Raw genomic sequence first — 21,179 nt, 5'->3', positions numbered from 1 at the left:
GCTACTTCTCCTCGACCGACTTGCGGCTCTCGATGACCGCATCGACGAGCCCGTAGGTCTTGGCCTCGTCGGCCATCATGATGTTGTCGCGTTCGGTATCGACGTGGATGGTCTCGGCAGACTGCCCCGTGTGCTTGGCGAGTATCTCGTCGAGCTGGGCGCGCATGCGCAGCATCTCCTTGGCCTGGATCTCGATGTCGGTGACCTGGCCCTGCGTGCCACCCCACGGCTGGTGTATCAGTACGCGCGAGTGAGGCAAGGCGAAACGCTTGCCCGGTGCACCGGCAGCCAGCAGAACGGCGCCCATCGACGCACACTGTCCGATGCAGATAGTGGACACCGGAGGCTTGATGAACTGCATGGTGTCGTAGATGGCGAGTCCGTCGGTGACGCTGCCGCCGGGCGAGTTGATGTAGAGACTGATCTCCTTGTCCGGATCGGCACTCTCGAGGTGCAGAAGCTGAGCGATCACGAGATTGGCGACGTGATCATCGATTGCCATGCCGAGGAAGATCACGCGCTCATTGAGCAGCCGCGAGTAGATGTCGAAACTGCGCTCTCCGCGGCTCGTCTGCTCGACGACGATCGGTACGAGCGAGTTGATCTCAGGTAGCATGCGTCTACTCCTCTGTCTCGGCGTCCGGCTCATCCGGCGCCTCGATGACCGCGACGTTGTCCAGCAGCCACATCACGGCCTTGCGGTGCATGATCTGCTCATGAAGGACCGCCATGAGGCCCATATCTGCCCATCGAGCACGCGCCTCATCGGGGGTCGAGTTCGTCGCTTGAGCGACCTCCTTGAGCTCCTCATCGACATCCGCATCCGTGAGCTCCATGTCCAGAGCGCGGAACAGCGCCTCAAGCGCGAGGTCCTCACGAACGGTCTGCAGCGCCTGCACGCGCATATCGGCCTCGAAGGTCTCCATGTCGACCCCGGCTTGCGCCAGATACTGATCGATCATGAGCTCCTGGCCTTCGAGCATCGTGATGAAGTCGCGCGTCATCGAACTCTGCCGCGCCACGATCATCGCCTCAGGCACCTCGCCCTCGAGGCGTGCGGCGACCGCCTCGCGCGACCGCTGCTCCCTGAGCCGCTCATAGTTGACGGTCTTCTGGGTTGTGATGCGCGTGCGCAGATCGGCACGCAGGTCCTCGTAGGAGTCGAATCCGCCGACCTGCGCCGCAAACTCTTCGTTGAGCTCGGGCAGAACCTTGGCCTTGACCTCGTGCACTGTGATGTCGAACGCCGCGTTCTTTCCGGCGAACTCCGGATTGGATGTCGTATCGGGGATCACGAACTCGACGCGGGTCGTGTCGCCACCCGTGAGGCCGATGATGCCGGCGTCGAACTCCGGAGGCATGAGGCCACGACCAAGCTCGTAGAGGTACTTGTCTACCTCGTTGCCCTCGTAGCCCTCCCCCTCCACGGTGCCGACGAACGACAGCAGGGCGAAGTCATTCTCCTGGGCACCTCGGTCCTCCACAGGCTCGAGACTGGCGAAACGATCACGGGCCAGCTCGATCTGTGCGTCGATCTCGGCGTCGCTCGCCTCCTTGCCCGGCAAGGTCACTTCGAACTCGTCGGTGCCGGTGAGGGTCAACTCCGGGCGCACGTCGATGTCGGCCGAGTAGGTGAACTCCGTGCTCGGTTCGACGGTTTCGAGATCCTCGAGTTCAGGGGCCTCAATGGGACGCAGCCCCTCCTTGTCCAGGGCCTGCGGGTACGTCGTGTTGACGACATCCTCAGTGGCCTCAGCCATGAGGTACTCGCGTCCGAGCATCGACTCGAGCATCGGCTTGGGCGCCTTTCCGGGGCGGAAACCCGGAATCTTGACCTTGGCGGCGGCGGACTTGTAGGCACGCTCGATGGCAGCGTCAACCTCGTCGGCGGCCACCGTGACGGTAAGCCGGACAGTGACGCCCTCGAGACGCTCGACAGAAGTAGTCAGCACAGGTGTACGTTCCTTTCACGGGGTGTTCGTTCGGTCGATCCGACGACCAGCGCCGGCGTTTGCTGCTGTGGTGCGGGCGAGAGGACTCGAACCTCCATGAGTTTCCCCACTGGAACCTAAATCCAGCGCGTCTGCCAGTTCCGCCACGCCCGCGGATACGGCGTCCCATGATAGCAAAAGGCCGGGCGGCGAGCCTCCCGGCCTTGCAAGTCCGATGGTGGGCCGTGTAGGGGTCGAACCTACGACCTTGGGATTAAGAGTCCCCTGCTCTGCCAGCTGAGCTAACGGCCCGTGAATCAGCGAATCGTAATTCTACCCAGTTCGCGCGGGAATGCAAGCGCCTACGCCTACAGCAACGGCCCGCCGGTGAGGGCGGGCCGCGCATGAATCACTGGGGTGGGTAACGGGACTTGAACCCGCGGCCTTCGGAGCCACAGTCCGACGCTCTAACCAACTGAGCTACACCCACCGTGAGTGGCTTGGCACGCCCGGAGGGATTCGAACCCCCGACCTAGAGATTAGAAGTCTCCCGCTCTATCCAGCTGAGCTACGGGCGCACATGTGTTCTCGCGAACCGCCCGGAAGTGCCGAGGCAGTACGGTACTCTGAGCCGCGAGATTCTGTCAATCAGCCGCCCTACGGGGAGGCTGGGGTGATCATGGAGCGGCGGACGGGACTCGAACCCGCAACAATCAGCTTGGAAGGCTGATGCTCTACCAATTGAACTACCGCCGCGAAAATGGTCGGGCCGACAGGATTCGAACCTGCGACCCTCTGCTCCCAAAGCAGATGCGCTACCAAGCTGCGCTACGGCCCGACATCTCAACGCGCCCCTTGCGCGAACGTTCGTCGGGCGCAGGGCGAGAGACAGTATAGCGCGAGCTTTGGTGTGCGCTACTCCCCCGTGCCTGATTCGCCCGAGACGACCGCATCGACCGAATCGGTGAGCTGTGCACGCAACGCCCGTAGCGCGGCGCCCCGGTGGCTGATCGCGTTCTTTTCCACCATGGACAACTCAGCCATGGTCACCCCGGGTGTCGCTGCAGGAAAGAACAGCGGATCGTACCCGAAACCGTTCTCACCACGCGGCTCAAAGCCGATCGCGCCTTCGCACGTGCCTGTTGCCACGAGCTCGGTTCCGTTCTCGGACACGAACACGAGGGTCGAGCGGAAGTTCGCTGCGCGCTCCGACGGCGGAGTGTCCCGGAGTGCGAGAAGCAGCCGCCGGTTGTTCTCGTCGTCACTTGCACACGGTCCGGCGTAGCGACTGGAGTAGACACCCGGCTCGCCGTCGAGCGCGTCAACCTCCAAGCCGGAGTCATCGGCCAAACACGCAAGATCGAAGTCCTTGCGCGCCGCCTGAGCCTTGATCCGTGCGTTCGCCTCGAACGTCTCGCCATCCTCCTCGGGACTGGGCCACTCGGGGTTGAGCTCCGTAGCCGCGACGAACTTGATGCCCGGAAGGTCGATGGCTGCGCGGATCTCATCGACCTTGTGCCGATTACCGGTAGCCACGACCACCGTCCTGACGTTGTCAGAACCCATAGGACTCAAGCCCCTCGTCAACGATACGGCGCTGAATCGCCAGCAGCTCGCCCGTGGCGTCTGCGGCAAGATCGAGCATCGCTTCCAGACGCTCCCGGCTGAAGGGGGTCTGTTCACCGGTCCCTTGCACCTCGATGAACCTGCCCGAACCATCCATGACGACGTTCATGTCGACCTCGGCTATCGAGTCCTCTTCGTAGGCCAGGTCGACCAACAGCTCGCCGTCCACGAGCCCGACGCTTGTGGCAGCGACCTGACCAAGCAGGGGGATGGCCGCGACCTTGCCCGCGTCCTGCCAGGCAGCCAATGCATCGTGAACCGCCAGCCACGCGCCGGTGATCGCCGCGCAGCGAGTGCCGCCGTCCGCCTGGATCACGTCGCAGTCGATGGTGACCGTCGCCTCGCCTCCCAGCGCGCCCATGTCAACGATAGTGCGCATCGAACGGCCGATGAGACGCTGGATCTCCTGCGTCCGACCCTTCGGTCCCGTCATCGACTCACGCCTTGATCGGGTGTGGGTGGAGGCGGGCAGCATGGAGTATTCGGCTGTGACCCAGCCCAGTCCCGAGCCGCGACGCCACGATGAGACCCCCGCCTCGACCGAGGCCGCACACAGCACGCGCGTGTCGCCCATCTCGAAGATGCAGCTGCCCATGGCGTGTCTCAAGTAGTTGCGCGTGACCTTCACAGGCCTAAGCGACGACGGACCGCGTCCGCCAGAACGTTCCCTCATGTGAGTCCTCTCCCTGAAGTCATCCGACGTCGAAGACGTCGAACTCGGTGGCTATGGTGACCGCTCGCCCGAACGCCTCGTCGGCCTGTCGCTGCATCGCCTCACGGTCGTTGGTGGGCCACACGTGCGCCAACACGAGCTGTTTGACGCCCGCGCCCCGCGCCAACTCGCCAGCCTGCCGCGCGGTCAGGTGGGGGCTTGCGCCGGCCCACTGCTCAGGTAGCGTCGCCTCGGCCAGCAACAAGTCCGCACCCTCGGCCGCAGCCGCAACACGGGGACCCGGCGCCGTGTCCGAAGTGTAGACGAACCTGCGCCCGGCACACTCCGCGACGAGCGCGTACGTCGGCTCGGTATGGTCAACGAGTAGCGGCGTCACGGTCAGGCAGCCGACGCTGACGGCCCGGCCGTGCTCCAACGGGCGAAAGGTGAAAGCCTCCCGGAACTCCAACGCACCGCGCTCGGAGAGTAGCAGCTGCATTCGTTCGAAGAGCGTCTCCGGCATGAACAGCGGAACGGCAGGAGCCGGGCCCTCGGGCGAGTAGCGCAGCATCGACTGCATCGAGTACAGATCGACGTAGTGGTCCGGATGGTTATGCGTGACGAACACTGCGTCGATCTCGGTTGGATCAGCAACCCGATACAAGTTGGCCAAGACCCCGTTGCCGCAGTCGAACAGCACCCGCGTCTCATCGCACTCCACGAGATGGCCCGCGCACGCCTGCCCCTGTGCTGCGTGGCTCGCTGCCGAACCGAGAACAGTCACGCGCATGTGGGCTCCCCTTCATAGACGGCGGCACGTCGCATCGCCTCGGGCGAGACGAAGTCGGCGAGTTCTTCGAGGGTGATGCGTTCGACCGCTCCCAGCGGCGCACCGAACACGCGCGAACCGAGCCGCTCGAACTCACGCTCATCCCCTGTGGTGACGAAGGCGCGCGAAACGCCGCTGCCCGGCGCGGCCAGCGCGCCGCGACGCCTGAGCGTCTCGGCGACCTCCAGCGCGGTCTCCTCGGCAGAACTGATGATACGCACCGACGAGCCCATCGCCTGCCCGATGGCGGCCGAGAGCAGCGGGAAATGCGTGCACCCCAGCACGAGGGTATCCACCCCGGTTCGCTTGAGCGGGTCGAGATAGTCCCGCGCGATCTCATAGAACGAAGGTCGGATGAACACCTCGCTGGCGTGCGCGAGCATGTCTTCGATACGCCCCGAGTCCCGCCTAAGGCCCTCCTCGACGATGTCGACAAATCGCGGGGTGGCCGCCGAGAACACCGTGACGCCGGCGTCTATCGCCCTGACGGCTGTGCTATAGGCGCCGGACTCGATGGTTCCCACCGTCCCGATCACCCCTACCCGCCGGTTGTTCGTAGCCATCACAGCCGCGCGCGCGCCTGGCTCGACCACGCCGATCACCGGCACCGAGAACGTCTGTTGGGCGAGCGCCAGACCGGCTGCGGTCGCCGTGTTGCAGGCGATGATGATCAACTTGACCGCGCGGCCTTCCAGCCACGATCCGATCTCAAGCACAAAGCGGCGAACCTCGGCCAGATCGCGCGGACCGTACGGGCAGCGCGCGGTATCACCGAGGTAGACGAGTGACTCCCCCGGCAGAACGGCCGCGACTTCCCGCGCAACCGTAAGCCCCCCCAGGCCAGAGTCAAAGATGCCGATTGCAGCAGGTTCCATGCACCGAAGTATACCGTTCGTCGCGCCGACAGTCGGTCATACTGTGACGATGGGCACCACACTGGTCATCTGCATCGGAAACCTGGCACGTGGCGACGATGGAGTCGGGCATGAGGTCGCGCGGCTCATGAGAGAGTCGGAGCCCGTGCCGGACGTGGTCGTTCTGTCCGCCACCGACCTCGACGTAGCCATGGCCGAGGACGTCGCGGCCGTCGATGCGCTCGTGATCGTTGATGCGGTGCGCCGCGGCGAGCCGCCCGTTGACGTGCGAGCTCTCCACGCAGGACCGGCACCGCGCCCCACCGGCCATGGGATCGATCCGGCGTCGCTTCTGGCCATGAGCGTCGCGCTCTGGGGCAGGTGCCCGCGCGCGTTCGCCGTCACGGTGGCGGCCCCCGAGATGGGACACGGCGAGCGGCTCAGCGCGACCGCGACCTCGGCCGCGCTCGAGGCCGTGTCGGTGATTCGCAGAATCGTGGGCCAGGCTCAGACGAGTTGACGCCATTGCGCGAGGGCATCTGACGCACCGGCCGTGCCCCACATGTCCACCACGCGCTGGTCCGCACTGACCTTCTCTGCGAGCCTCACGAAGCCCGTGGCATCGATTCCGATGGTCGACACATCAGCAGCGTTGCTCGCGCTCGCTATGATCATCGTCGCAAGGCCTCTGCCGAAGCTGTCCTCCAGCCTGCCCCTCAGCTGAGCGAGCGCACCGCTTGCCTCCACGCTACGACACCCCCCGCTCTGCGACGAGGGTCCCGTCAGGGTTGTGCACGGACACGACGAGGGGCATACGCCCGATCTCGTGCGTCGCGCAGCTCAGACACGGATCGTGGGCCCTGATGCCGAGTTCCATGCGCAGCACGCTCTCGTCGGTCAACGCGTCTTCCTTGGCGAAGCCCTGTACCGCCTCAAGCACGGCGGCGTCAAGGGATCCGACGTTGTGCGTCGTGGCGACGACCAGGTTGGCCCTCGTGACCCGTCCGACCATGTCGACCTCGTAGTCATGGATGAGGGTGCCTCGTGGTGCCTCGACGGCGGCGACTCCGCGCCCCTCGATCCCGCGGTCGACGCGCACCCTGACCGCGTCGGAGACGATCTCGTCGTCCTCAAGAACCGCGATCATGCGCTCCACGGAGGCCACGAGCTCGATCATGCGGGCGTGATGGAATGCGAGCACCGAATGCACCGGGCGCCCGTACCGCTCACGGAAGCCCGCAAGCAGCTCATCGGCGTGCGTACCGCCCATCGTCTCGGCCATGTTCACCCGAGCAAGCGGGCCCACGCGATAGCCGCCTTTGTCGGGGCCCTCGGCAGTCAGGTACGGCGAGTTGGCGTAGCTGCCATCGAGGGTGCGCTCGGTGAGGTGATCGGCGTAGGCGGCCGCATCGAACTCGGCAAAACCCGATCCATCCGGTGAGACGATGCGAATCGTGCCGTCGTAGATGGCGAACTCATCGCCGCGCATCTGCGCCATGTTGTACCTCGGCGTCGAGGCGTATCCCGGGTTCTCGGACATCAGCCTCGCGGTGGTCTCGACGGCAAGGTCGGCCGCTGAGCGCGCGTCGTCGAACATGCCTTTCGCGGCCGCCAGCAACTCATCGCGCTGTGACCGGTCGATGCCTCGGCTCATCCCGCCGGGTATCGCAGCGACGGGGTGGCTCTTGCGCCCCCCGACGACCTCGACGACGTTTTGCCCGGCGCGCCTCAGGGCGATGGCCCTTCGAGCCAGATCCGGCCTGGCCTCGATCACGCCCAGCAGGTCACGGCTCGCGCCCCCTCCCGTGAGGAAGTCCGGCCCTGCGAGGAAGAAGAAGTGCAGCGCATGGTCCTGCGCGAAGCCCCCGAGGTGCATGAGCTCTCGAAGGAGGAGTGCCGCCCGCGGGATCTCGACGCCGTAGAGCGCGTCCACCGCCTTGACTGCGGCCAGATGATGCGAGACCGGGCAGACGCCGCAGATGCGGCTGGTGATGAGCGGCATCTCCCAGACCATGCGACCTTCGAGCATCTTCTCGAAGCCCCTGAACTCGATGACGTCGAAATGGGCGTCGGCGACACGACCATCGTCGTCCAGGTGCAACGCCACCCGGCCGTGACCTTCGATGCGCTTGATCGCAGGAAGCGTGACCGTCTCAGTCATCGTCGCCTCCTTCGTGGTCAAGGGCACCAGGGAACACCGACACCGGCATCGAGAACCGGTACCCCGTACCTATCAGATCGTCCATGTACATGATTCCTCCGGCCGGAAGGACTGCAGCCAGTGCATCGATGGTCTTGGCGCCCTGCTCGTAGTCGAGCCGGCTCGGGCCCATGCATCCGCGGCACGGCACGTTGGCTGCGGTGCACTTCGCGCCACAGCCCTCTCGTGTCATGGGGCCCATACAGATGAGGCCCTGTTCGAGGAAGCAGCGCTTCGGGTCGATCTCATCGAGCTCCATCAGCGCGAGCACGTCGTCGGACACGAACTCCGAGGAGTGCTCCAGCAGCGCACGCTTCTCGCGATGACACTCGTCACACAGGTTGCGAACTCCGAACGAGAACTCGTTTCCGCTCACCGCCGCGACGAGCGCATCAACGATGAGCCCTGTCTCGGGTGCGCAACCGGGTACGGAGATGTCGATCTCGACGAAGTCGCTCAGTGGCTGAACAAGACGCCTCAGACGCGGAAGGCGCTCGGACTTGGTCACGTGGTCTCCGAAGGCACGTGCCTTCACCTCCGCCACGGGGCTCAGGTTCCTCAGACCGCCGATGCCGCCGAGCACCGCACACGATCCGACAGCCACGAGGGTCGTCGCGGACGCTCGAGCTGCGTGGAGTCGGCGGAGGTCCTCCTCGGTGGTGATGGCACCTTCGACCATCACCACATCGACGTGGGCGGGAATCTCCTCATCGCCACTGAACGGCGAGTGCACGAGATCGGCCGCTTCGAGCAGATCGAGAAGGCCCTCGTGGGCATCGAGGAGCGAGACGTGGCACCCCTCGCAACCGCCCAATGACACCGTGGCCAAAGTGGGCTTGCTCACAGCGGACCTCCTTTCCCGTTGGCGAGTCCGCCGATGGTGGAGTACACCTCTTCAAGTGTGTGGATGAAGTGCTCCCCTTCGAAGGGCGAGATATCGATGATGCGCAGACGCGCGTCGTCGATGTTGCGCGAGCGCAAGACGGTCCGAAGCAGGTTCACCCGCCGGTCCATGTCGAGGTTGCCCACGAGGTTGTGGCAATGCCCCTCGCGACATCGATACACGCAGACGCCTTCAAAGCCGACCTTGAAGGCCTCCAGCACGTAGAGTGCGTCCAGGCGCCCGCCGCACGGGATGCGCAGCGGCAGGAACGATGAAGGATAGCCGACGCCGCGCCCGGCCACGGTGCTCGCCGCGCTGTCGGCCGCAGGGTACCCGCAGCCGCCGCACAGAAAACCGATGACCTTGTCGCCTTCGACCTTCGCACGCGCCAGGTCGCGGACCGCCCCCAGCAGATAGTCGTGCGGCGAGCTGACGATATCGCGAGCACCCACCGGACAACTCACGACGCACTTGCCACAGCCGACACAGCGACGGATGTCCACGTCACTGAAGCCGTCGTCGCTGATGGAGCAGGCGCCGAAGGCACACGTGCGTACGCAGGTGGCGCACCCTCCGCACAGCGCCGTGTCGACCGCTGAGGTGTCACGGTAGTGCACGACGGTGTCGTGCGAAAGCTTGAGGACGAGGGCCATCGCAGCGGCATCGGCGGCTGCGACCTTGTCGACCTGTTGCGCATCACTGCGCCTCAAAGGCATGACCATGATGCCGGGGTCGACCGTCTCGGCCGGGTGCATCGCCGGATCCAGTGAGCGGGCGAACCCGGCATCGTCCACGTCGACGCGGAAGTGCTGCCTCAGTTCGCTGACCCACTCCGTGTGGTCGGGGCGAGCAAGAAGGATCCCGCCCACCCGATAGGTCTCGAGGCCGTCGGCGGACTCGAGGACGATGCGAAAGTCGCCGAGATAGCCGTCCCCGTCCTGCAGACGCGCCGAATCGATGACTCTGGCCTGGGGATGGTCCAAGACGTATGACGTCGTGGCGTGCATTTCGAAGGCCCGTCCCGCCCTCTTGGACCCGTCCTCGCGATCTGCGAGAACAACGCTGTATCCCAGACGCAGGAGACGTTGGGCGGCCACAACCGCCTCAGCGGTGACGCCGAGGATCAGTACCGAGCTGCGTGGCCGGATCATCTCACCCTCGACCGCTTCGGCCATCTCGGCCCGGGTGGCGGCGACGTCGATGATGGCACGCGCCTTCGCGGTAGCGCCGGCGACATCATCGGGATGTGCCAGAGCGCACTGCTCCAAGATGTTGGCCGCCGCCACTCGATTCGCGTTCACGCCTGCTGCGACGATGGCGTCCCGCAGGTGGCTCGCCGAGAGGCTCTTGGCGAAGTGCTCCTCAGAGTGACCCGCGAGAACCACGGCATCCAGCCGGTGCTCTTCGATGTCGCGTGAGATGCCTTCGGCCACGCCGGCATCGAAGAAGTCATCGAGCACGCGCACGACCGATGCACGACCAGCGACTCCCGCAAGTGCGGCCTGAATGTCGAGCGCCGATTCGATTCGCCCGCCGCAGCGGGACAGGAAGACTCCGAGCGCCATGCGCCCTCACCCCTTATTCTCTCTCGCCGATTTCGCTGGCTGGAGCATGCCCTACCGGGGGCGACTCACGGCCTCAACACGCGAATAGCCTCAGTATCGGCTCAGAGGAAGGGTGCCTCAAGCGCCAATCGAGATGGCAATTGGGCGAAAGGGGGCAATCGAACGACAATGCGGCAGATCGCGACGCACCAGGAGCTCAGCGCCGCGTCCGTATCAACCCGCGATGAGCGCTTCGACAGCCTCGGCGATCTTGGTGATCGGGAGGACCTTCTCGGCGGCGCCGATCTCGATGGCCGCTCGCGGCATGCCGAACACGGTGCACGTCTCTTCGTCCTGAGCGATCGTGGCAGCGCCCTTGTTGCGCATGAGCTTGAGCCCCTCGGCTCCATCGGCGCCCATACCCGTCAACAGCACGCCCACCGCCCGGTTGCCGTGGCTCACCGACACCGAATCGAACAGCGTGTCAGCGCTCGGAATATAGAGTTGGCCGTGTCCCGGCGGCTGGAACCTCACGGTGCCGCCATCGAGCGCCATGTTCGACCCCGTCGGGGCGAAGTACGCGATGCCCGGCTCGATCCGCTGGCCTGACTCCGCGGCGACCACACGAATACTGCAGCCTGAATCGAGCCAACCCACCAACCCGGGAACGAACCCGTCCGCGATGTGCTGCGCGACCACGATGGGCGCGGGGAACTCCTGGGGCAGCCTGCCAAGCACCTCGAGCAGAGCGGACGGACCTCCGGTCGATGAACCGATAGCCACCAGCGTGCGCGAGCTTGACCCGACCTGCCGCAGCCGACCCGCTGAAGCCGGTCCGTGTCGCCCGCGAATATGGGTGATCACGCGCACATTGGAGAGCACCCGGACCTTCCTGATGACCTCTCGGCCGATGCGGTCCAGATCCGCCCAATCACGCGGCTCGGGCTTCTTGATCACTTCCAGGGCTCCGAGGTTGAGCGCATCGAACGCGCGGCCCATTCCCTCACCGTGAACGGAGGATGAGACCACCAGAATCGGAGTGGGCGTGAACGCCATGATCTTCTCAGTGGCGCGCAGGCCGTCGAGTTTCGGCATGTGGATGTCCATGGTGACCAAGTCCGGGCGCAGTCGCTCGACCATCTCGACCGCTTCGTGGCCGTCCTTCGCCTGACCGACGACCTCGATGTCGGGTTCGCTGCCCAGAATGGTTGCAAGCATCTCTCGTGCGACGAGTGAATCGTCGGCGATGACGACTCGAATCCTCTTCTTTTCGGGCACGCGCATCCCCTATCAGCGTATGAGGCGTTCGACCGTTTCGAGCAGGGTGTCTTGATTGAAGACCGACTTGGTGATGTAGGCATCGGCGCCTGCCTCGATGCCTTCGGCCTTCTCCTCATCACGCTCGAGCGAGGTGACGATGATGACCGGGATCGACATGAGGGATGGGTCCGACTTGATGGCCTTGGTCAGCTCGAAGCCCGTCATGTTCGGCATCTGAACATCGGTGACCACCGCATCGACCTTGAGCCCCTCGTGCAGCTTCGCGTAGCCCTGTGCACCGTCCACCGCCGTCTCCACCTGGTAGCCGGCTGCCTCGAAGATCGAACGTTCGAGCTCACGGGTCGTGAAGGAGTCCTCGCAGATGAGAACCGAGCGCGGACCCTCACTCTCGTCCCTGTGTGTCGGACCAGCCCGGTGACCCGAACGGGTTCGCGCATTGGTCATCAGGTCAGGAATGTTGAGAATCGGCACAACCTCGCCCGCACCCAGAATCGTCACGCCGGCGACGTTGTCGATCTTCTTGAGGTGGCTCCCCAGCGGCTTGATGACGATCTGCTGCTCGCCGACGAAGCCGTCGACCATGAAGCCCATCCGGTGCCCTGAATAGCTGATGGTGACGATCGGCTGTTTCATGCCTTCAGCGGGCGCGACGGGCACGCCGAGTATCTCTGACAGACGCACGAGCGGAATAGTCCTGCGCTGCCTCCGAATGACCTCGCGGCCTTCGACCTTGATGATCTCGGCCGGATCGACCCTGAGGGTCTCGTCGATGGAGCCCGTAGGCATCGCGAAGACCTTCTCGCCCACTCGGATCATGAGAGCTCTGATGATGGCGAGGGTGAGCGGTATCGTCAGCTTGAACGTGGTGCCCTTGCCGACCTCGGACTCAACGTCGAGCGACCCCTTCAGCTTCTCCACGACGAACTCGCGCACCACATCCATGCCGACTCCGCGCCCGGAGATCTCGGTGATGATCGCCGCAGTCGAGAAGCCCGCTTCGAAGATCAGGTACTTCGCCTCGCGGTCCGACATCGCGCTCGCTTCGGCTTCGGTGAGGTAGCCCTTCCGAACCGCGGACTCCCGTACCTTGTCGGGGTCGATACCGGCGCCGTCATCGGTGATCTCGATGATGATCCGGTCACCCTCTTGGCGAGCCTCCAGCTTGACGTGACCCACGGCCGGTTTGCCCAGCTTCTTTCTGGTCTCAGGATCCTCGACGCCGTGATCCACGCAGTTGCGCATTATGTGCACGAGGGGGTCGTTGATCTCTTCGAGCACCTTCTTATCGAGTTCGGTCTCGCCGCCCTCAATCTGAAAGTCGATCTCCTTCTTGAACTGCTTGGCGAGGTCCCGAACGGCGCGCGGGAACGTCTGGAAGATCGTGTTGGCCGGAAGCATGCGCAGGCGCATGCCCTGTTCCTGTAGATCGGTGACCACAAGCGAGGTCCTGCTGACATCCTCGGAATAGACCTTGACGAACTCCGAGAGCGCCCGCTGGCTATTGGCGAGGCTGCCGTCTAGCAGATTCACGTCCTCCGCCAGCCCGTCGACTGCCCCGCTTTCTCCGAGCGCCGCGAGCATGGACCTGATTCGTGCCCACGCCTGCCAGGACTCGGTGGCACCCGACTGGATGACCCGCATCTCGTTGGCACGCTGTTCGGCCTTGATCTGTCCGATCACGACCTCGCTTATGAGATTCAGTAGCGAGTCCACCTGAGCGGTCTTGATTCGTATGGTCGCCTGCACCTTGGTCTTGAGTTCGTCCGGCGAGAGGTTCTTGCCCGCGGATGAACGGCTCTTAGGCGCCGCGTCCTGAGTGACTCGCTCCGTTTCAACAGCCTCATGGGCATCGTCGTCATCATCGTCCGGCAACTCGTCATCCAGTTCCTGCACCGGTTCAGCGACCTTCTTGCGACTGCGTTTCTTGGGAGCCGGTTCAGCTGCGGCATTCGCTGCCGCTTCTGCCGTTTCGGCTTCAGCAGCCTTCGCGGCATCCGTGCCGCCGTCTGCGAGTGCAGCCAGTTTAGATTTCAGGCCATCAAGGTCGAGGACATCGCCCTCGTTGACGCCCTTGTTGTCGGCAAGGTAGACGATGGCGTCGAGCGCCTCGAAGAAGTAGTCGCTCATCTGCGGCGTGTATTTCATGTCACCGTCGCGGACCTTGACCATGATGTCTTCGAGCCAGTGTGCGACGTCTGATATCTCGATGAGGCCGACCATCCGCGAAGAGCCCTTGATCGTGTGGGCATCGCGCATCATCTGGTCTATGAGCTCGCGGTTCTCAGGGTCACCCTCGAGCGTGATGACGCCCTCGTTGAGGCGCTGGAGTAGTTCCTGCGCCTCTTCTTGGAACTTCCCTATGAACGCGCTGCGGTCGAACTCGACCATGGCGAGCCTTCCTGTCCGCTGACCGACCTTCGAATCCTACGCGCCATCGACGATGGTGAAGGCCGAGCCCACCTGGCTGGACTCTCGGGCCATCGCCGAGAGCGACTCTGCCGAACCCGCCACCTGGCGCGAACCGGCGGCCGTCTGCTGAGCCACGGAGGCGACCTCCCGCATCGCCTTGACGACCTGATCGGTCGCTGACTTCTGCTGCTGGGTAGCCGCGCTGATCTCCTTGGCGGCGACGGTCGTCTGCTCAACCATCTCCAGAATCTGCTCGAGCGATTCGCCGGTCACGTGAGCGAGGTCTACACCCGACTGCACCTGCTTGAGCTCCTGCTCCGTCGACATCACGAGTTCGTTGGCCGCGGCCTGAATCTCGGTCATGATCGTCGATATCTCGCTGGTCGATTCCACGACAGACTCCGCGAGCTTGCGGATCTCGATGGCGACCACGCTGAAGCCTTTGCCGGCTTCTCCCGCGCGGGCTGCCTCGATGGCAGCGTTGAGGGCGAGGATCTTGGTCTGGTCCGCGATCGAGTTGATGATCGTGAGGACCTGTCCGATCTGCTGGCTGCGCTCGCCGAGCGCAAGAATCTTGTTGGCGCTCTGCTGGGTACGCGACTTGATGGTCTCCATCGATGTGAGCGTGTTCATGACCGCCTGCTGACCTGATTCGGCGTTGCTGAGCGATGCCTCGGCCATGTTCACGACATGATCGGCGTTCTCCGCGATCTGTCGATACGTGCTAGCCAGCTCCTCCATGGTCGCCGTGGTCTCACTGATGGATGCGGCTTGTTCAGCGGAACCGGACGCCTGCTGTTCGGTCGCTGAGAGGATGTCGTTGGCCGACTGCTGGAGACGGCGGCTGGACTCCTGGGTCTGGCGAATGAGATACACGATCAGGTCCAGCATCTGGTTGTAACTCGCGGCGAGTGTACCGATCTCGTCGTCGCTCCTCACGGTCACCTTGCGCCCGATCTCGCCCTGGCACGCGACACGAACCGACTCGGACACCTCGGTGAGCGGACCCACGGTTCGCTTGACGAGGAGGTAGTTGATCACGCCGAACACGATCGTCAGCAGAATGGATACACCGAAGATGATGCCGACGCCCGTCTGTACCCTGGTCTCGGCCCTCAGGTCAGTAGCGAACAGCGAGACCATCAGCGCGAACTGGCACAGAAGGAACAGCACCTGCAGCACGACGACGAAGAACGTCACCTTGTAGAGCAGTTGACTGTTGATGCGCTTCCAGATACCCATGTGTCCTCCAGCTTTCGGTCTGCGTGACTAGTGACGTCCGCCCGTGATTACCGGCTCGAGCATTCGTTCGATGTTGATCAAGCCGACCATGTTGTCGCCGACGTGGACCGAGCCCGAGATGAACGCTGCCTGCGCCCTATCGATGATGCTGATCGGTGGCTCGACAGAGTCGTCCGGAATCTCGGCTATATCGCCGATCTCGTCGACCACGATCGCCGTCGCGACCTCTCCGTTGACGATGACGATCGCCGGAGGCTGTTCTACTCCGTCGAGCGAGATGGCACCGATGTGCATGAGCGTCGCGGGGTCGGTGATCGAGAGAATCTCACCGCGCACGTTGACCACTCCGAGGATGTAATCCGGGACACCGGGAACGGTCGTGATGTCGTACTCCTGGAAGATCTCGCGCACGTCCGAAACGCGCACGCAGTACCACTCCTCAGCGATTCGAAAAAGAAGGAGGGCAAGGCGGTGTGCCGCCTCTTCCTCGATCGTCTCCCGTGCGAGAGACTCCGCGCGCCGATTGAGGATCTCCTCGGCGGTCTCGGCGAGAGAGCCCGCCCGGTGTATCTCGGTATTCGCCACCGTCACCACCCCCCTGACAGCGTCGATGCGAGCAAGGGGTCAAGATCGAACAGGTAGATGAGTCCATCACTCATGCGGGCCACGCCGAGCATCTTCGATGAGAGCGAGTGCATCGGGGGAGCCGCCTGAAGACATCCGTCGGGCAACTCGAGCACGTCTTGCACTTCATCGACAACCAGCGCGACAAGCTGACCCTTGATTCGGCAGATGATCATCGGTGTCTCTAGATCGTACTCCTTGGGGCCGAGTCCTACGACCTGTCTCAAGTCCACAGCCGGAATGACGTGACCGCGAAGGTTGACCATGCCCACGACACCCGAACCACCGCTTGGGACCTCAGAGAACGCGACGATCTGCTGGATCTCCTGGACACGATCGATGGGAAGCGCATAGCGCTGGGAGTCCAGATAGAACGTGATCACCCTGTCCACGTACAGACAGGTCGCGTCTTCCTCGGGCGCACCCTCGGGTGCGATGGCAGTCTCGTCGGTCATCTCGTCCTCACTGTGCGAACCTCATGACTCGGTCGAGCTCCTCGGGACTCACGAGCCCGTCGCGCACCTTCGCGAGTCCCGATGCGATCATCGGTCGCATGCCGGCAGCACGCGCGGCTGACTCGATCGCCTCGGCGGACCCCCCACGCGCGATGACCGCGCGCACCGGTTCGGTGAACGGCAGCACCTCGTAGACGATGGTAGCACCCGCGAAACCGGTCTTGCCGCAGTTCGGGCAGCCCGTTCCCCGCTTGGTCACCAAACCGGGTTCGGCCCCCGGGATCTTCGCGGCGAGCGGACTCTTCTCCTCGACCGAGCAGTTCGGGCAGTTGGTGCGCACCACGCGCTGCCCCACACCCAAGGTGAGCGCGCTCGCAAGCGAGACCGGCTCGGTTCCCAGGTCGAGCATCCGCCTCACACCGTGCACGATGTCTCCGCCGGCGAACGTGGTCACGATGAGCTTGCCAAGGCCGGCCGCCTCGATGGCGAGGTGCACGTCCTCAGCGGACTGGACCGAGTCGATCGCCATGACGTCGGTGTCCTGACGGATACCTGCGGCGAAGTAGCTGGCCGCGCCGATCGGCTGACCGGGGCTGACCAGGACCTGCGCCACGGCAGGAATCTCGTAATCGATGGAGCGCTCAACGGAGTAGACGGTCTTTCCGACCTGCGCGGCATGCTGCAAGAGCGCGTAGTAGGACGTCGAACGCCCGCCACCCACCGGTCCGGCGACCAGCAGGATGCCGCGACCACGCTCCACCATCGCATAGAGCGCGCGGCTCTCCGCCTCCGACATCCCGAGTTCAGCAAGATCACGAGGCTGCGGCTTCTGGGCGGTGATCGATACCACCAAGCGCTGACCCGCCACGGTAGGCACAGACGAAAGGGTGAGCACCACCGGCTTGCCGGCGATGTCGGCATGCATACGGCCAAGCGTCGGACGGTTCGCCGCCACGCCGCCGAGCTTCGCAAACGACTTGAACCCGTCGATCAGAGGCTGCTGCATCGACAGTGGCGCGCTGGCGACCTTCTCGAGCCGTCCCTTGACGCGGAACACCAAGAAGAAGTCGGTCTTGTAGGGAAGCAGGTGCACCCGACTGGCCCCACGCTGCACCGCCTGCTCAAGAATGTCGGTGACGAGCACGGCGACCTTGCGCTCATCGGCAACCGCGAGCACGTCAAGGTCGACCGTGGCGGCACCGACCGGAGCGGCCGATTCGACCACCTCTTCGACGGTCTGGGAGGCAGCTGTCTCGTCCGGAGCGTCCGCAGCAGGAACCTCCATGACCACCGGCGTGTCATCGCCGAGTTCGAAGAAGTCAGAGGCCAGGATCTCAAGGTCCTCGGCGGGCAGCTCGATCACCGGCTCGACGAAGACAGGTTCAGCTCCGAGGTACTGCAGAATCGCAGCCTGAACGTCGGAGGCATCGGCGAGCACGGCGTCCATACCGACGCCCAGCTCAGTCCCGATGTCATCGAGGTCGAAGATGTCTTGTGGCTTGCCGATAGCGACGGTGAGGGTCCCCTCGATCTCGAACAGGGGAAGCATCGCTCGCGCACGAGCCACCGACGTAGGCATGAGAGCCAGGGCCTCGTCATCCGGGGCATAGCTTTGCAGGTCCACTCGGGGGAAGCCGAGTTGATCTTCCAGCAGAGATGCGAGCTGGGTTTCGGTCACCAGCCCCTTGGCGAGCATGGACTTGCCGGCTGCGGCATCGCTGCCAGCCTCACGCCGTGCCGCGCTGACTTGGTCAACGGCAAGCATCCCGGCGCCGACGGCTGCCTCAAGCACCCTGCATGCGATGGACGTCGCCTCAGCCACTTCGCGAGCCTTCCGCTACCCTTGGGCCCGCTGGAGCTCCTCGGCGACCGCAGAAAGCAGCCTCTCGGGCTCGATCGGCTTCGTGAGGTACTGGTTGGCACCGGTGCGAATGCCCGTAGCCATCGCCTGTTCCTCTGTCTTGGCAGTCAGCATGATGATCGGGATGCTCTTGTACTTCTGGTCGAACTTGAGCAGTCGGCACACCCGATACCCGTCGAGCTTCGGAAGCATGACGTCGAGCAGGATGAGATCGGGCATCTCAGCGCGAGCGGTCTCAAGCGCCTCCGCACCGTCCGCCGCCGTGATGACCTCGTAGCCGCCCGCGATGAGGATGGCCTTGATCATCTCGAGGATGGTCGGGCTGTCGTCTACCGCGAGTATCCGCGCTGTCGCCATTCGGGTGACTCCCCTCGTATCCTGTGTCCAGCGTATCCGCCCTGCGAACACCCCGCCTCAGCAGGGCACAGGCGTCATCCGCTCCGTCCACACTCTATCAGACTGCGCTCACAACTCCGTGCCAGAAGGTCGGATCTGAACCCGCCCAGAAACGCCGTCCACGACCCCTCGGGTTTCGCATAGAGGGACTTCAGGGTGTTCTCGTACTCTCGGCACGCATCCGCGAGGTTGCCCTGCTGCCGCTGGAGATTCGCGATGGCGAAATGCGCCAAGACGAAATCCGAGTCGATGTAGATGGTCCGCTTGAACTCAGCGATGGCAAGATCGACCTGCCCGCGCTGCTGGTAGATGATTCCTTTGATGTAGCGGGCGCCTGCGGTCAGCGGGTAGGTCTCAAGCACCGTCTCGGCCTGTTCCATGGCCTCGTCAAGCTTGCCGAGATCCGCATACGCGAACGCCGCCATGAGATGAGCCTCCGTGTTCTCCGGATCGGCTTGGATGGCCTGAGTGGCAAGCACCAACGCATCAGCTGCGCTCGCCTGTTCGAGCTTCGCCTTGGCTTCGGCGATGAGCACCTCGGCGACGGATTCCTCGGGCTCGGGTTCCGGCTTGGGCTGGTAGCGCCGGACACGCGCCGGGCGCACACCCGCCGGGTGCGACGCGGGATCCTCGCGACGAACACCGGTGCGCCCCTGACGACGTGCGACCACGTCATCGAAGGACAGAGCCCGCTTGATCTCAGGCTTGCGGTACAAGAAGACGCCACCGATCTCGACGGGCTCGAACCGGTCGGAGATCGAAGTGAGTGTCTCCGAGTGGCCGATGAAGAGGTAGCCGCCCGGATTGAGTGCGTCGAAGAAGTGGTCCACCACGCGACGTGTGGACTCGACCCGGAAGTAGATCGTCACGTTGCGACAGAAGATGATGTCCCAGTTGCTCATGAGCGCGAGGGGGTACGGTTCTTTGATGAGGTTGTGGTAGTGGAAGGAGCATCGGTCTCGCACACGCTTGACGGGGCGCTGGCCGTCCGGGGTGGGCTCGAACCAGCGCTGCAGGACCGACTGGTTCAGGCTCGTCAGCGTACGTGCCGGGTAGACCGCCTTGCGCGCGCGCTCCAACGCTTGAGTCGAGACATCCGTGCCCACGACCTCGAAGTTGTAGCCGAGCCCTTCCAGACACGATTCCAGCAGCGTCATCGACAACGTGTACGGCTCTTCGCCGGTGGAACAACCGGCCGACCACACCCGGAACTGCCGCGAGGAACTGATGGGCCGAGCGTCAAGAATCTCGGGGATCACCGTGTCTCGCAGCGCATCGAACTGCGCGGGGAAACGGAAGAAGCTCGTCTCGTTGATGGTGACGAGGTTCATGAGCTCCTTGAACTCGTCCTCGTCTGCCGACAAGAGGCGGAAGTAGTCCCTGTAGTCGGTGAAGCTGAAGCGGGTCGCGCGCGTCACGAGCGAGATGCGCAACGAGTCCATCTTCGATTCCTCGAGAAAGATCCCTGAGTGCTGGTGGATCCAGTCCCGGAAGAGCTGGAACTCGGATGGCGTGAGGTCCTTGCGAAGCGCTTCCTCGTTCGGCATGGCCGTCAGTCCTCGAGCCGCTCGCCTGCGGGTCCGACCTTCTCGATCAAGCCTCCGGCATACATGCCGTACAGGATCTTCGCCGTGTCGAAGTCGCTGTAGCCCGTCAGTTCCACGAGCTCACGCACGCTGCGGCTGCCATGTAGGTAGCACAGCAGCATCCACTCACGGGGCTTCAGGTGGATCTCACCGGACTTGCCCCCCGGCGTGCCCGACATCGAGAACCGCGTGTCGAGCGAGGGGATCTTCTCGCAGATGCGGTTCCACAGCTCGAGGCGCTTGGCCGCATCCGTCAGGGCGCCGTCGACGGGTACGGTGATGCCGAGGTCTGCGGCGGCGACGGTCTCGTCAGGCTCAAACCGCAGTTCGCCGTCCTCCCATCGCATGAGGTCGAACAGCGCATCGGACACGGTGTCACGAACGAAGCTCTCGAGAACCTCCGCCTCAAGATACCCTTCGTCCACGAGGATCTGACCGAGCTTGCGCTCCGCCTTGTCTCGCTTCTGGATCTTCATGAGCCCCTGGGCCTGACGGAGCTGTTTCTCAGAGACGACGCCCGCCCGGACGAGACGCTTGCCCACCGCCTCCGACGAGCCGGTGGAGTTGGCGTGGTAGACCTGGCCATCTCGGAAGCACACGATCCCGTGCGCGGACGAGCGATCGATATGCAGAGTGCCCGTCTTCGACCCGGTCTGGAGCAACCGGAACATGTCGGAGAGTGAGAAGTCCTTGAGATTGCCCTCTAGCGCCACTAACCGACCCTCCGTTGAAAAGGGGCTGACCTGAAATGCGGGCGCGCGCAATCCCCCGAGCGGTCCACCGCGCGCACGCCCATCCTAGCACGC

At 64.1% G+C, this 21,179-nt stretch carries 20 protein-coding genes and 6 tRNA genes; 1 reads left to right on the top strand and 25 read right to left on the bottom strand.

Annotated elements, in window-relative coordinates; genetic code table 11:
• Window position 1: 1 nt before the first annotated feature.
• From clpP to murI, 12 genes are all read right to left on the bottom strand, one after another.
• A complete protein-coding gene (clpP, locus tag U1E26_09585; GenBank protein ID MDZ4169888.1) occupies window positions 2–616 on the bottom strand; it encodes an ATP-dependent Clp endopeptidase proteolytic subunit ClpP in 615 nt (204 codons plus the stop codon).
• Window positions 617–620: 4 nt separating this feature from the next.
• The gene (gene tig / locus U1E26_09580) at window positions 621–1,952 is read right to left on the bottom strand and encodes a trigger factor (protein ID MDZ4169887.1); all 1,332 of its coding nucleotides are present in this window, start codon (window positions 1,950–1,952) and stop codon (window positions 621–623) included.
• 68 nt (window positions 1,953–2,020) lie between these two features.
• A tRNA-Leu gene (locus tag U1E26_09575) sits at window positions 2,021–2,105 on the bottom strand.
• Window positions 2,106–2,167: 62 nt separating this feature from the next.
• Window positions 2,168–2,243: transfer RNA gene (locus U1E26_09570), tRNA-Lys, on the bottom strand.
• A 101-nt stretch (window positions 2,244–2,344) separates the two neighbouring features.
• Window positions 2,345–2,421: transfer RNA gene (locus U1E26_09565), tRNA-His, on the bottom strand.
• 11 nt (window positions 2,422–2,432) lie between these two features.
• Window positions 2,433–2,509 (bottom strand) — tRNA-Arg (locus U1E26_09560).
• Between the two features lie 102 nt (window positions 2,510–2,611).
• Window positions 2,612–2,687: transfer RNA gene (locus tag U1E26_09555), tRNA-Gly, on the bottom strand.
• Between the two features lie 5 nt (window positions 2,688–2,692).
• Window positions 2,693–2,769 (bottom strand) — tRNA-Pro (locus U1E26_09550).
• A 77-nt stretch (window positions 2,770–2,846) separates the two neighbouring features.
• Window positions 2,847–3,497, bottom strand: a complete 651-nt coding sequence (gene rdgB / locus U1E26_09545; protein ID MDZ4169886.1) for an RdgB/HAM1 family non-canonical purine NTP pyrophosphatase — start codon at window positions 3,495–3,497, stop codon at window positions 2,847–2,849.
• Entirely contained in the window at window positions 3,487–4,230 is a 744-nt protein-coding gene (rph, locus tag U1E26_09540) for a ribonuclease PH (GenBank protein MDZ4169885.1), read from the bottom strand. The genes rdgB and rph overlap by 11 nt, the downstream gene beginning before the upstream one ends.
• A gap of 19 nt (window positions 4,231–4,249) precedes the next feature.
• On the bottom strand, window positions 4,250–4,999 hold the full coding sequence (locus U1E26_09535; GenBank protein ID MDZ4169884.1) for an MBL fold metallo-hydrolase: 750 nt from the start codon (window positions 4,997–4,999) through the stop codon (window positions 4,250–4,252).
• A complete protein-coding gene (murI, locus tag U1E26_09530; GenBank protein MDZ4169883.1) occupies window positions 4,990–5,913 on the bottom strand; it encodes a glutamate racemase in 924 nt (307 codons plus the stop codon). The genes U1E26_09535 and murI overlap by 10 nt, the downstream gene beginning before the upstream one ends.
• Here murI and U1E26_09525 point away from each other — a divergent pair.
• Window positions 5,912–6,412 (top strand): hydrogenase maturation protease, encoded by a 501-nt coding sequence (locus U1E26_09525; GenBank protein MDZ4169882.1) that lies wholly within the window; start codon window positions 5,912–5,914, stop codon window positions 6,410–6,412. The genes murI and U1E26_09525 overlap by 2 nt on opposite strands.
• Here the strand turns inward: U1E26_09525 and U1E26_09520 are convergent.
• The 13 genes from U1E26_09520 to U1E26_09460 form a co-directional block, all read right to left on the bottom strand.
• Window positions 6,400–6,639, bottom strand: a complete 240-nt coding sequence (locus U1E26_09520) for a hypothetical protein (protein MDZ4169881.1) — start codon at window positions 6,637–6,639, stop codon at window positions 6,400–6,402. The two genes, U1E26_09525 and U1E26_09520, sit on opposite strands and share 13 nt — an antisense overlap.
• Window position 6,640: 1 nt before the next feature.
• A complete protein-coding gene (locus U1E26_09515) occupies window positions 6,641–8,053 on the bottom strand; it encodes a Ni/Fe hydrogenase subunit alpha (GenBank protein ID MDZ4169880.1) in 1,413 nt (470 codons plus the stop codon).
• Window positions 8,046–8,936, bottom strand: a complete 891-nt coding sequence (locus U1E26_09510; protein MDZ4169879.1) for a F420-nonreducing hydrogenase — start codon at window positions 8,934–8,936, stop codon at window positions 8,046–8,048. The genes U1E26_09515 and U1E26_09510 overlap by 8 nt, the downstream gene beginning before the upstream one ends.
• Window positions 8,933–10,540, bottom strand: coding sequence for a hydrogenase iron-sulfur subunit (locus tag U1E26_09505; protein ID MDZ4169878.1), 1,608 nt, complete (start codon window positions 10,538–10,540; stop codon window positions 8,933–8,935). The genes U1E26_09510 and U1E26_09505 overlap by 4 nt, the downstream gene beginning before the upstream one ends.
• Window positions 10,541–10,753: 213 nt before the next feature.
• Window positions 10,754–11,797, bottom strand: coding sequence for a chemotaxis-specific protein-glutamate methyltransferase CheB (gene cheB / locus U1E26_09500; protein MDZ4169877.1), 1,044 nt, complete (start codon window positions 11,795–11,797; stop codon window positions 10,754–10,756).
• A gap of 12 nt (window positions 11,798–11,809) precedes the next feature.
• The gene (locus U1E26_09495) at window positions 11,810–14,188 is read right to left on the bottom strand and encodes a hybrid sensor histidine kinase/response regulator (GenBank protein ID MDZ4169876.1); all 2,379 of its coding nucleotides are present in this window, start codon (window positions 14,186–14,188) and stop codon (window positions 11,810–11,812) included.
• A 36-nt stretch (window positions 14,189–14,224) separates the two neighbouring features.
• The gene (locus tag U1E26_09490) at window positions 14,225–15,451 is read right to left on the bottom strand and encodes a methyl-accepting chemotaxis protein (GenBank protein MDZ4169875.1); all 1,227 of its coding nucleotides are present in this window, start codon (window positions 15,449–15,451) and stop codon (window positions 14,225–14,227) included.
• Window positions 15,452–15,478: 27 nt separating this feature from the next.
• Entirely contained in the window at window positions 15,479–16,036 is a 558-nt protein-coding gene (locus tag U1E26_09485) for a chemotaxis protein CheW (GenBank protein MDZ4169874.1), read from the bottom strand.
• Between the two features lie 2 nt (window positions 16,037–16,038).
• Window positions 16,039–16,530 carry a chemotaxis protein CheW gene (locus U1E26_09480; GenBank protein ID MDZ4169873.1) on the bottom strand — a complete coding sequence of 164 codons (492 nt, stop codon included), beginning with the start codon at window positions 16,528–16,530 and terminating at the stop codon, window positions 16,039–16,041.
• Window positions 16,531–16,537: 7 nt separating this feature from the next.
• Complete coding sequence (locus U1E26_09475) at window positions 16,538–18,352, bottom strand: ATPase, T2SS/T4P/T4SS family (GenBank protein MDZ4169872.1); 1,815 nt, start codon at window positions 18,350–18,352, stop codon at window positions 16,538–16,540.
• A 15-nt stretch (window positions 18,353–18,367) separates the two neighbouring features.
• Window positions 18,368–18,748, bottom strand: a complete 381-nt coding sequence (locus tag U1E26_09470; GenBank protein ID MDZ4169871.1) for a response regulator — start codon at window positions 18,746–18,748, stop codon at window positions 18,368–18,370.
• Between the two features lie 74 nt (window positions 18,749–18,822).
• The gene (locus U1E26_09465) at window positions 18,823–20,334 is read right to left on the bottom strand and encodes a CheR family methyltransferase (GenBank protein MDZ4169870.1); all 1,512 of its coding nucleotides are present in this window, start codon (window positions 20,332–20,334) and stop codon (window positions 18,823–18,825) included.
• Window positions 20,335–20,339: 5 nt separating this feature from the next.
• A complete protein-coding gene (locus tag U1E26_09460; GenBank protein ID MDZ4169869.1) occupies window positions 20,340–21,086 on the bottom strand; it encodes a DUF4388 domain-containing protein in 747 nt (248 codons plus the stop codon).
• Window positions 21,087–21,179: the final 93 nt, after the last annotated feature.

It is taken from the genome of Coriobacteriia bacterium, assembly GCA_034370385.1.
In the GTDB taxonomy this organism is placed as follows: domain Bacteria; phylum Actinomycetota; class Coriobacteriia; order Anaerosomatales; family PHET01; genus JAXMKZ01.
The sequence above is the reverse complement of the archived record's forward strand: the minus strand, read 5'-3'. Positions and strand labels throughout refer to the sequence as shown.